Here is an 11387-nt window from a genome sequence, read left to right on the forward strand (position 1 = left end):
CACGGAACCTCCACATAGCGTCGCGGACGTGGAGCGAGCAGGACGAGCCGCACGGCCCCCTATCCTTGACCCCGCCATGGTCACGGGGCCGGCGAGCCCGCCCACCCGCGACGGAGGCCGGCCCCCGTAGCTCAGTGGATAGAGCAGGCGCCTTCTAAGCGCTTGGCCGCAGGTTCGAGTCCTGCCGGGGGCGCCACGATCCGCCCTCCCACTGGGAGGGCATTTTTACTGGTCAGAGTGGGTGACACTCGACACGACGAAGCCCCGGGCCCTCACTCGGCGATCAAGGAGAAAGTCCGGGGCTGTCCGGCTGTCACCGGGTTTTTGCGGGTGGCTACGGTGGATACGCGGTGGCGCTTCCGTACCCGGTCAAACACCGTCGGGGAGCTCCGGCAGGTCCTCGTCTGCCTCCATCCGCCTCTTGAGGTCGGAGAGCTGCCCGGAGACACCGCGGGCGTAGGTGGCCAGCAGCACGGGGAGGCGGTTTCGGCTCACTCGGCCCCCAGACGCCCCGCTCGGCTCGAAGAGCCGCCTAGAGACTCGCCGCTGTGTGAGCCGAGTCCTTGCCACCGGCGAGGCGTTTTCAACCCCGCCCGCCACAAGAGCAGCCATTGCAGGAGCCGCCCTCGGTCCGTCTGTTTCCATTCGAAGTAGTGCGAAGCGTCACCGAATGAGTCCGGACGAGGCCTGGACTGGCCCGGGCCAGGGCAGAAGGGGGCTCCGCGGCCGGTGATCTCGCCGGACTGGTTCCTGGCCGCGGATCAGGGGGCGGTCGTGCTGTCGCAGAGCTCCTGGTATGCCTGGGAGATGTCAGCGAAGCGGACAGTGGTGATCTCTTCGCGTGTGGGCGTGCTGGAGCCTCCGTGGAGTTCATCCAGACGCAGGTCGCGCAGTGCAGCAGCCTTGCGGCACAGTTCACGGGCGAAGCGGCCGTTTCCCAACTGATCGACAAGATCGTCGTCCACGGCCCGCCTGCAACAGGCTTCGAGTGCGCTGGCGGCGTCCTCGTCAAGAACGTCACCCTGCGACTCCAAGAGGCTGCGAGCGATCTGTACGAGCTCATCAGCGGAGTACGACGGAAAGTCAACCCGCGTGGTGAACCTGGAGGCGAGCCCTGGATTGCTCGCGAGTAGTTCGGCGAGCTCGTTCGGGTAGCCGGCAAGAATGACGACGAGTCGGTCCCGATCGTCTTCGGCGCGCTTGAGCAGGACCTGGAGCGCTTCGGCACCGAAGGCGTCGCCCCCGGAGTAGCCACTGTTGGACAGTGCATAGGCCTCGTCGATGAACAGGACACCGTCGAGTGCCGAGTCGATCACCTTGCTCGTCTTCACCGCTGTCTCGCCGAGATGCTGACCGACCAGGTCGACACGCTGCGCTTCTACTACCCGCCCCTCTTCGAGCAGTCCTAGTCCAGCGAACACCTTGCCGATCACGCGGGCCACGGTGGTCTTTCCGGTGCCTGGAGGGCCGGCGAATACGAAATGCTGCGGAGTCGAAGCCGAGGGAAGTCCCTGCTCTCGCCGCACCGCAGCCATGCGCAACTGTGCGATGAGCGTGCGCAGTTGGCGCTTGATGGACTCGAGACCCACCATGCCGTCCAACAGCGTCATCGCCTCTGTCAGAAGCAACTCCCGCTTTTGGGGCTCGGCCGGAAGCGAAGAGTCGACCACAGAGTCTTCAGAGGATGCTGTCTGCGGACTGGAGGCCGCCTTGGCCTGAACGGGGACGGCTTTAGCACGGGCGGCTACATCGGTAAGGGTGGGGAAGCAGCGAAAAGCGTACTGAAAGTGGCGCAGGGCCTCTTCCTGTTGCCCGAGTCCCTCGTGCGCCAGCCCTCGCAAATAGCCGACTTCACCGTCGAACCGGCTTTCCTTGCCCAACGCCTGCGGAAGCGGGGCCAGAGCGTTGAGTGCCTCGTGGAAGACGTGCTGCTCGATGAGGGCCCTGGCTACGTACAACTGGGATTCGTCACGGAAGAACCTATCAGTGATGTTCCGCGAGAAATTCAGAACAAGCGGCCAATCCTGCCCCAAGAAGGCGTACCTCGTACACGCGAACCGCGTCTCATCGCAGTCGAGATAGGCCGTCGAAAGCGACTGCCACGCCGCATCCAAATGCCCCTCTTCCAGGAGCCTCGCTACGACAGCAAGCCAGAGGTCACGAGCAGTCTCAAGCCGAAAGGAAACGTAACGACCGAGATCGAATCGCGACTTCAGCGGCATCCCGCACTTCCTGCGCAAAGCACCGAAAGATTCGTGGTTCCGCGACATGGCGTCGACCGCTTCTGCCTGTCGGTGCCCAGCGGCGTGCATACCCAGCCAAGCATCAGCGGCCGACGGATCATGCTGGGTGGCCTGTTCGAAGCGACTCGCAGCCCAGTCCGGACGTCCCTGCCGCAAGAACCCGACGGCCTCCATCCAGGCACGCTCGCACTTCCTGGGGGAGTACCGCGGCGGGGACGCTCCCTGCAATGCTTCTCCTCTTCGCGTAAGCAGTTGGACCCGTCGTTCTGGCGCAGGGATTATTTCACCCCGTCACCAGCACCTTCCCATGCCGCTGCAGAAGGTATGAGCCAACCGACGTCGACTTCCCGTCATCTCCCGAATCCCTCAACGTCGTTGAGCGCGACCTCTGCCTCTGCGCGAGTCAACGGCCTCGATGGCTTCGCGAGCGTCCGCGAAGGGCGGCGAGGACGAGGCGGCCATAGCGGGTGGTGAGCAGTGCGGCAGTGGCGGCGAGGGCGCCGCTGGTGGCGGTGACGAGGTCTTCGGTGAGGTGGTCGATGCGGGAGCGCTGGACCATGCCGAACAGGAGGGCGTCGAGCTAGATGCTGCGCCCGTGGAGTTCGGCGTAGCCGTAGAAGGGGTCGGTGGGCCGTAGTCGCGGCGGTGGCCGATGAAAGCTGCGGCCTGGCGGAGGACGTGGCCGCTCCAGTCGGCGGAATACGTACCGACCAGCCTTGCCTTGTGGCTCCTACCGGAGGGGTCGAACCTGCGGTCACGACGCGGTACGGGGCACTGCGGCACCTGGCACCCACGCCGCCTGTTACCTGTCAGGCACCCATCGGCGGACCGGATGGGCAGCCATCCCAGACCGCCGCCAAATGTCCCGCAGGGCCCCGTCATCGGCGGCGGGCTCCGTCGCCGGAAGCCCCGGAGTTCGCCGCCCCTTCCTGACGGCCCATCAGGCCAATCCAGCAACTATCCGGCAGAGCCAACAGGATGGCTGTTCATCCAGCACACCCCGCCACGCGGTCGCCTAATTTCAGGGTGGCGTCGTTTCACCGTCTCCTTCTTGTCAGCCGATAGACGGCGTACGTGCCGCCCACGATGATGTCCACGGCAGCCCACAAACCGATGATCAAGCCCACACCGATCGTGGTGCCTACGTCCTTGGCGTCCTGGCATTCCTGAGGGGGCAGGCCCTCGCAGCTGCCGCCCTGGGCCTCGAGGCCGCCCAGGATCAGCCATACGATGAAGGCAGCCTGAATGGCTACGAAGAACCACCAGAAGATGCGGTGGCGCTTCTTCGGTTTTTCCTCACCAGGCGGCGCCGCTGGAGGCTGTGAACCACCACGGCCAGGGGAGCCGCTGCCCAGCTCATTTCCACTGCCCACATGGGCAGTCGTCCTAGAGTCCCATCGGGGGTCGCGACGCGCGTCGCGCTTCACTGTCTTGCTCATCGGATCTCCTGTTGGGGAACGCGCGAAAAGTGATCCCACATACTTAAAGTAGCAATTGGGGCAAAGTAGTCGACTATTGCTGGATCAATTTCATGTTCGACCACAAACCTGCACACACTTCGTGCTCACCATTCACCCGTGTGTGACCACGGGAAGGCCGTCAGGTTCATGGATTTCGGATGACCTCCGGCGCGGAAGTGGCCGGATGTCGTCCCCGGCGTGCGTGCTCGAAGTCGCGTGCTCTCCACCCGCTGGGAGGAGGTCCTGCAGGGCGCGTACGGAGGCAGGCTGCCTGGGCAATAACGACGGGCTATCGACTGGCTAGTGGGTGTTGTGATCGCGGGGCTGACGATCCATGTGCACAACTGTGCCGGGAAGTTCTGGAAAACCGCAGGTACAGGCGCCAGCGTTTCGGCCCTCCCTTTCGGGAGGGCCTTTTTGCGATCCGGGACGGCCCGGAGCCGCCGGGGTCAGCGGCGGAGGGTGTTGTAGATGGTGGCGCGGGAGACGCCGAGGAGGCCGGTGAGGGTGGGGACGGCGCCTTTGAGTTCGAGGAAGCCCTGGTCCTTCAGGGTGCGGATGAGGGTGGTGCGGTCGGTGGTGGTCAGGGCGCGCGGGGTGGTGCCGCGGGCGGCGGCGAAGGACTCGGTGACGGTGCGGAGTTCGTCCGCCGTGCGGGCGCGCAGGGTCTCGTGGACGGGCGGCTGGTGGTCCTCCGTACGCAGCAGTTCGGTGAGACCGCGGGTGAGGGTGGACAGCACGGAGACGTCCAGATTGAGGCAGACGGCGGCGATGTAGCGGCCCTCGCTGTTCCTGATGCCGATCGATGTGCTCTTGGCGGGGCGGCCGTCGGGGAAGCGGTTGGGGTAGTTCTGGAGGACCTCCGGATAGCCGGGGTCCGCGATGCGGGCCAGGCCCAGTTCGGTCGCCGGGTCGCCGGGGCGGCGGCCCGAGAGGTTGTTCTCCACGGTGCGTACCGCGTGGTCGGGGCGACGCAGGTCGTGCAGTACGGCCTCGCACAGGCCGGGGAACATCCGGCCCACAGCGGTGACGATCTTCTCCGCTTCCCGCAGCAGCACCTCGTCCTCGCTGAGGCCGCTCATACGACGCCCTTGACGATCCGCGCCGTCGCGGTGGGCGCCTTGAGGGCGGATCCGGTGAGGATCACCACCGTGGTCCCGCCCGGCGGCAGTTCGCCGCGCTCCGCGAAGACGTCGACAGCGGCCGCCGCGGTGGCGCTGGTGGGCTCCGCGTACAGGCCGGTGGCCGCGAGACGGCGTACGGCGGAGGCGATGTCCTGCTCCGGGATCGCGGCCGTGGTCCCGCCCGAGCGGCGTACGGCGGCCAGCACCTCCGGCAGCCGGACCGGCTCCTTGATGGCCGTGCCCTCCGCCATGGTCGGCTGCCATGCGCCGGGCACGGGCCCTTCGGCGTCAGCGGTGAACGCGGCGTGCAGCGGGGCGCAGTTGGCGGGCTGGGCCACCAGGAGGCGGGGCAGCGCGGCGATCCGGCCGGCGGCGAGCAGTTCGGTGAAGCCCAGATCGCAGCCGAGGACGATGCTGCCCGCGCCGGCCACCGTCACCACCGCGTCCGGGGCCCGGAAACCGAGGTCCTCCCAGATCTCGTACGCCAGGGTCTTGGTGCCCTCCAGGAAGTACGGATGCCAGTTGTGACTGGCGTACACCGTGTGCTCCGCCCGGCGCAGCGCCTCGGCAGCCGTCGCGTCCCGGTCGCCGGGCACCGGGGTGACCCGCGCGCCGTAGGCCGTGGCCTGCAACGTCTTGGCGGGTGAGGTGTGTTCGGGCACGAGGACGGTGGCCTCGACTCCGGCCGCGGCGCAGTACGCGGCGACGGACGAGCCGCCGTTGCCTGAGCTGTCCTCGAGGACCTGGCCGACGCCCTGCGCGGCGAGGGCGGAGATCAGCACGCTGCTGCCGCGGTCCTTGAAGCTTCCGCTGGGGTTGAACCACTCCAGTTTGAAGCCGACTTCGACGCCTCCCCAGGTCCGCGCCAGCAGCGGGGTGCACCCCTCCCCCAGGCTGATGCCCGGCGCCCCGGGCGGAACCGGCAGCGCCGCGCGGTAGCGCCACAGCGAACGGTCGGCCGCCACGATGTCGCCGGGGGCCGGCGCCCGCGCCGGGGAGACCAGCAGCGGCGTCCCGTCGTCGCCCCGCCAGCGCAGCGGGTCCAGCGGGTAGCGCCGCCCCGAGCGCGGATCGCACAGGGTGCGCTGATCGCTGGGACGGGACGCGTCCACACCGGGAGTGACCACGGCAGGTTCTCCTCGCTGACCTCGGCAGTTGTACGAGAAGTCTAGAAGTGGACGTTCCGTAAAACCAGAGCCGCAAGCCCCAGGGTCAGCCCACGTAGCGGCGCGCCGTCGACCGGCGTTGGGCGCTCTCCAGGGTGGCCAGCCGGGCCTCCACCGTGGCGGGGACGGGGCGGCGGTTGGCCAGCACCCAGGGCAGCGCTGCGGCGGCCCGGGCGAAGGCGCGGGCGCTGGCCGCGTCGCGGGGGACCGTACGGGCCAGATACCAGGTGCGGCGCAGCGCGGCGGGGAGGGGGCGGCGCAGCCAGGTGTACCAGAGGGTGTTGCGCAGCCCGTCCACCCGCCTGCCGGTGGCGTCCCGTACCCGGGAGGGGGCGTGGTGGACGGTGAGCTCTTCGGCGAAGGACAGCCACCAGCCGCGTACGGCCAGGTCGGTGGCGAGCAGTTCCTCCTCGCCGCCGAGCCACAGCCGGGGCTCGAAGCCGCCCGCCGCGCGGAACGCGGAGACCCGCAGACAGGTGGCGGCGGCCAGGAACGAGCCCAGCGCGGGGCCGGGCAGCCAGTCGGGGCCCGGCACCGGGGAGTCGCGCAGCTCCGCCACCACCGGGTCCTCCGTGCCCTCCGGCTCGACGACGATCCGCGCGACCACGCCCGCCAGCCACGGGTGCGCGTCCAGTTGGTCGGCGGCGCCGCGCAGCGAGCCGGGCGCCCACCACGAGTCGTCGTCGCAGAAGGCCACATACGGGGTGGTGACCTGGCGTACGGCGAGGTTACGGCCCACCGCGCCGGTGTTGCGGCCCGGCGACAGCAGCGTCACCTCCGGATGCGCGGCCCGTACGGCGTCGACGGTTCCGTCGGCCGACGCGTTGTCGACGACGATCACCCTGGGCCGCTCCGGGAGTTGGGCGAGCGCGCGGAGGGTGCGGAGGAGTTCGTCCTTGCGGTCGCGGGTGATGACGACGACCGTCACACGCGGGTCCGGCCCCCCGTCCGGCTCCGTCGCGGGCGGGTGCGGCGGCGTCTCCTCCGGCTCCGTCATACCGGGCTCCGTCATACCGCCATCCCCTCCACGCGGCGGGCGGCTTCCTCCACCGCCCGCGGGAGGGGGCGGCGGAGGCGGAACGCTGCCGGGAGGCGGGGCAGCAGGCCGCGGGCGGCGCTGCGGGCCTCGGGGTCCCGGGCGGCGGCCGCGCACAGCGCCGCCGTCCGGCCCAGGGCCACCGGCAGCGGACGGCGCAGCCAGGCGATCAGCAGTTCGTTGCGGCGGATCAGTGCCTGGCGGCCGGGCCGGGGCGCTTCGGGCGGGGCATCGGCGCGGTCGCCGTCCTGGGCGCCTGCCGGGGAGTGCCGGGCGACGACGTCGGGGCAGTGCAGCACGTCCCAGCCCGCCGCCGTCAGGTCGTACGCCAGGAGCGTCTCCTCGGCGCCGAAGAACAGCAGCGGGTGGTAGCCGCCGACATCCAGATACGCCTGCCTGCGGGCCACGGCGGCACAGCCGAGGAAACCGAGGACCTTGCGGCTGCGCGGTACGGCGCCGTCGCCCAGGGGCGAGGCCGCCAGCACGGCGTTGAGCGGGTCCGGGCGGCCGTGCGGGCCGACAGTGATGTCCGCGGCCAGCAGCCCCGTGGCGGGGTGGGCCGCGAGGATGTCCACCGCCTTGCGCAGGGCCCCGGGCTCCCACCAGGAGTCGTCGTCGCTGAAGGCAATGTAGGGGGTGTGCAGGGCGCGGACCCCGTCGTTACGGGCGAGGGCGCCGCGGTTGACGGGCAACCGCAGCACCTGCGCGGCGGGGAAGGAGCGCGCCACCATGTCGGCCGTCCCGTCCGTGGAGGCGTTGTCCACGACCAGGACGTGCGGCCGCTCGGGGAGGGCCAGCAGCTTGCCGAGCGTACGGGCGAGGGTGTCGCGCCGGTTGCGTGTCGCGATGACGACGCCGAGCCGGTCGGAGAGGCCCCGCTTGGCGCCGGACACGCTCTGCTGTGCGCGGCTGCTGGGGGGAGCCGGGTCCATGGCGCCTCGTCTTCTCAGCTCGACCGGGAGGAGGTGCGGGGGCTGTGGTCAGCCCCGGAACATCTCCTTCTCGACCTGGTCGGGGCCCTCGATGCGGTCGCTCTTGAGGTGGGCGATCTTGTCGACGACCTTGTCGCTCGCCTTGTTCTTCTTGGCGAGCTCGGTGAGCGTCTTACGGTCGGTCGGGTAGGAGGCTCCCTTGAGGGCCTGCTGGACCTCGATCGGGTTCATCTCGGCCATTGCGTCCTCCATTCGCGTGCGCCTTATGACGCTGAGTACCCCTTTGTCCTTCTTGCTCACTCCATGGTGAGAGCCCCCCGGGTGCCCCGCAACACAAGCCCCGGCAAGCAGCAGGCCGGCATGGGCAGGGGCACCCCATGGGCAGGGGCACCCCTCAGCGGCGCCCTCACGCAGTGGCAGGCTCCGCCTCGCGCACGGCCATCGCCGGAGTCGGCGCCGTACGCGGAGCAGGCACCACCGGGGCCTTCGGCATGGCAGGCGCGGCCTCAGCAGGCGCAGCGTCCCGTGCCGTACGACGCTGCGTGAGCAGCACCGCGCCGGTGACGACGACGATCGCCATTCCGCCCGCGATCAGCCCGCCCCGGGCGCCGGCGAACTCCATGAGGGCACCCAGCAGCGGCGGGCCGACCAGGCCCCAGCCCGTGCTGGCGCTGCGCCACACTCCGAGCACCCGGCCGCGCAGATGGCTGGGCGGCTCGGTCTGCAGGACGGTGGTACCGGCGGTGTCGGAGACCGACTCCACCACGGCCATGGGCGCCACCAGCAGGATGAGCACGACCAGCGAGGGGGAGAGCCCCGCGACGGCCTGGAGCAGCGCGCCGGCCGCGGCGAGCAGCGCCACGTGCCGTACGGAGGGCTTGCGCAGGCAGCCAGCGGCCACGGCACCGATCATGCCGCCGACGGCGAGCACGGTGGAGACGGTGCTGAACGCGCCGGCGCCGGCCGCCAGCGGGCCCGTCACCAGGACGGCCAGCGTCAGCTGGTAGTTGCGGCCGAAGATCGCGGAGATGCCGGTGATGGTGGCGAGCCCGACCAGCCGGGGGTTGCGCACGAAGTAGACCAGCCCCTCGCGGCTGCCGCCGGGCGCGGGGCGGCGCTTGCCCTCGGCGACGGCCGGGGCGGGGCGCTCCCGCTCCGTCTGCGGCTCGCGTTCCTCCTTGGGCACCAGCTTCAGGAAGGGGATGACGGCGGCGACCGCCAGGAACGACAGCCCGTTGACCACATAGGCGGACGCCATGCCGAACCAGGCGATGGTGGCACCGGCGGCGGCCGTACCCAGCAGCCGTCCGGCGCTGTGCACCACCGAGCCCAGCGCGATCGCGGAGGGCACGTCCTTGCGCTTGACCAGGTCGTTGCCGAGCAGCGAGCAGGCCGGGTTGTCCACCGTGGCGATGGATCCGGTGACGGCGGCGAGCACCATCAGCAGCGGAACGGTGAGCATGTCGAAGGCCACGAACGCGGCCGTGCTGAACGCGACCACGCCGAGCAGTGCCTGGCTGACCGTGGCGGTCATCTTGCGCGGCCAGGAGTCGACGAGGCGGCCGCCGACCAGGCTCAGCAGCAGTCCGGGCGCTGCCTGTACGGCGAGCGAGAGGCCGGTCGTGGCGGCGGAGCCGGTGAGTTGGAGCACCAGCAGGTTCTGCACCGTCAGCTGCATCCAGGTGCCGACGTTGGAGACCATATTGGCCGCCGACCACCAGCGCATGCTGGGGTAGCGCAGACAGCGCCAGGGATTGCGCTCGGAGCGATCGGAGTCAGCAGAGCCGCGTCGGAAACGCTCTGCCCAGCGGGCGGCAATCGAGTGAAGAAAAGGCATGGGGAATTCGCGCAGGAAGGCAGGGGACAGGAAGGCGGGGAAAGCAGTGGGAAGGCAACGGGCGGCCTCCCGCTTCGGGCGGAAAGGCTCGCGCCGGTTGCCCTCAGCCATGTTCACAGACGGTTCACGCCGACTCGTCGCCAAGTGCCGCCGCAATGCGCCGAACAGCCCGCTCGCACTGTCCTGAGCTGCGAAGGAAAGGCCCAAGTTGCCTTGCTCACAGGCCGGAACGGGGGCCGGGGAGTCGCCACGATGCGTCAATGACTGACCCCGCTTCACAGCGGTCAATGACAGGCCGTGACGGCTTCGTGTTTGGGTCGGTTCGGTCGGGTACTCGACCACGGTGAGCAGCGCTCGACAGCTCCTCGGTTGCGGCTCCAGTTACCGGGCCGCACGCTGAGAGGGCGAGCGGACGGGATTTCAGCCACCCGTCCGAATTCCGCCCGGAAGCTCGAGCGATACCCGGGAGTCCGGGTGAGCCAAGGAACATTCAGCACATCGCCCGTAGGAAAGCGCTTCATCTCCCGGAACGTATCTGTGCCCGAAGGCATGGTGACCTCAGGAGTGCCCATGGATTTGCCCACCGCTGCCGTACCTCGTTTCCGGCACGCCGTCGTGACCGGCGGGGCGGGCTTCCTCGGCTCGCATTTGTGCGCCGCGCTGCTGGAAAGCGGCTGCGCGGTCACCTGTGTGGACGACTTCTGCACCGGCCGCCGGGAAAATGTGGCGCATCTGACGGGGCGGCCGGGATTCACGCTGCTGGAGGCCGATATATGCCATCCGTTCGAGGTGGACGGGGTGGCTTCCGGCTCCTTGCCCCCGCCCGACCTGGTTTTGAATTTCGCCTCCCCGGCCTCGCCCGCCGACTATCTGCGCATGCCGCTGCACACGCTGGAGACGGGGAGTTCCGGCACCCGTAACGCGCTGGCGCTGGCCCGGCGGCACGGGGCGCGGTTCGTGCAGGCCTCGACCTCGGAGGCGTACGGCGATCCGGAGGAGCACCCGCAGAGCGAGCGGTACTGGGGGCATGTGAACCCGGTCGGGCCGCGCAGTGTGTACGACGAGGCCAAGCGGTTCGGCGAGGCGCTGACGGCGGCTGAGGCCCGCACCCACGGCAGCAACGTGGGCATCGTCCGCCTCTTCAACACCTACGGGCCGCGGATGCGCGGCTACGACGGGCGGGCCGTTCCCACCTTCGTACGGCAGGCGCTGGCCGGCGAGGAGCTGACGGTGACGGGCGACGGGCGGCAGACCCGGTCCCTCGCGTACGTCGACGACACGGTGCGCGGCGTCCTGGCGATGGCCGGCTCGGAGCTGCTGGGCCCCGTCAACATCGGCAACCCGGACGAGATCACCATGCAGGAGCTGGCCGAGCTGGTCATCGAGTTGGCCGGCTCGCCGTCGGGTCTGCGCTTCGTGGAGCGGCCCAGCGACGATCCGGCCGTGCGCTGCCCCGACATCACGCTGGCCCGCGGAAAGCTCCAGTGGGAGCCGCGGGTCACGGCCCGCGACGGGCTGGAACGGACGATCAGCTGGTTCCGGCGGCATCTCGGCGGCTGACCCCGCGGCCCGGCCTCCGGGCCCCTTCC

11 protein-coding genes and 1 tRNA gene are annotated in these 11387 nt (G+C 69.8%); 3 read left to right on the forward strand and 9 right to left on the reverse strand.

All coding sequences use genetic code 11. The features are described from left to right. Positions 1–120: 120 nt before the first annotated feature. Positions 121–196 (forward strand) — tRNA-Arg (locus ACQEU8_RS30330). 173 nt (positions 197–369) lie between these two features. On the opposite strand, the gene ACQEU8_RS30335 is transcribed toward ACQEU8_RS30330, so the two are convergent. Both ACQEU8_RS30335 and ACQEU8_RS30340 read right to left on the reverse strand, forming a co-directional pair. Beyond that, complete coding sequence (locus ACQEU8_RS30335) at positions 370–495, reverse strand: integrase (protein ID WP_433106713.1); 126 nt, start codon at positions 493–495, stop codon at positions 370–372. Between the two features lie 266 nt (positions 496–761). Further along, complete coding sequence (locus ACQEU8_RS30340) at positions 762–2417, reverse strand: AAA family ATPase (protein ID WP_433106715.1); 1656 nt, start codon at positions 2415–2417, stop codon at positions 762–764. A gap of 241 nt (positions 2418–2658) precedes the next feature. On the opposite strand from ACQEU8_RS30340, the gene ACQEU8_RS30345 reads away from it, so the two are divergent. Then, on the forward strand, positions 2659–2880 hold the full coding sequence (locus tag ACQEU8_RS30345) for a hypothetical protein (protein ID WP_433106717.1): 222 nt from the start codon (positions 2659–2661) through the stop codon (positions 2878–2880). A gap of 400 nt (positions 2881–3280) precedes the next feature. Here ACQEU8_RS30345 and ACQEU8_RS30350 read toward each other — a convergent pair whose 3' ends face one another. The 7 genes from ACQEU8_RS30350 to ACQEU8_RS30380 form a co-directional block, all read right to left on the reverse strand. Beyond that, on the reverse strand, positions 3281–3682 hold the full coding sequence (locus ACQEU8_RS30350; protein ID WP_433106719.1) for a hypothetical protein: 402 nt from the start codon (positions 3680–3682) through the stop codon (positions 3281–3283). Positions 3683–4152: 470 nt separating this feature from the next. Continuing rightward, the gene (locus ACQEU8_RS30355; protein WP_433106721.1) at positions 4153–4785 is read right to left on the reverse strand and encodes a helix-turn-helix transcriptional regulator; all 633 of its coding nucleotides are present in this window, start codon (positions 4783–4785) and stop codon (positions 4153–4155) included. Then, on the reverse strand, positions 4782–5954 hold the full coding sequence (locus tag ACQEU8_RS30360; RefSeq protein ID WP_433106723.1) for a threonine synthase: 1173 nt from the start codon (positions 5952–5954) through the stop codon (positions 4782–4784). The genes ACQEU8_RS30355 and ACQEU8_RS30360 overlap by 4 nt, the downstream gene beginning before the upstream one ends. Positions 5955–6039: 85 nt before the next feature. Beyond that, positions 6040–6990, reverse strand: coding sequence for a glycosyltransferase family 2 protein (locus tag ACQEU8_RS30365; RefSeq protein WP_433106725.1), 951 nt, complete (start codon positions 6988–6990; stop codon positions 6040–6042). 11 nt (positions 6991–7001) lie between these two features. Then, a complete protein-coding gene (locus tag ACQEU8_RS30370; protein ID WP_433106727.1) occupies positions 7002–7961 on the reverse strand; it encodes a glycosyltransferase family 2 protein in 960 nt (319 codons plus the stop codon). A 48-nt stretch (positions 7962–8009) separates the two neighbouring features. Then, complete coding sequence (locus ACQEU8_RS30375) at positions 8010–8201, reverse strand: DUF2795 domain-containing protein (protein ID WP_433106729.1); 192 nt, start codon at positions 8199–8201, stop codon at positions 8010–8012. 166 nt (positions 8202–8367) lie between these two features. After that, positions 8368–9687 (reverse strand): MFS transporter, encoded by a 1320-nt coding sequence (locus ACQEU8_RS30380; RefSeq protein ID WP_433106731.1) that lies wholly within the window; start codon positions 9685–9687, stop codon positions 8368–8370. A 681-nt stretch (positions 9688–10368) separates the two neighbouring features. On the opposite strand from ACQEU8_RS30380, the gene ACQEU8_RS30385 reads away from it, so the two are divergent. After that, positions 10369–11358, forward strand: a complete 990-nt coding sequence (locus tag ACQEU8_RS30385) for an NAD-dependent epimerase/dehydratase family protein (RefSeq protein ID WP_433106732.1) — start codon at positions 10369–10371, stop codon at positions 11356–11358. The last annotated feature ends 29 nt before the right edge of the window (positions 11359–11387 follow it).

It is taken from the genome of Streptomyces sp. CA-250714 (assembly GCF_050936705.1).
Taxonomy (GTDB): Bacteria; Actinomycetota; Actinomycetes; order Streptomycetales; family Streptomycetaceae; genus Streptomyces.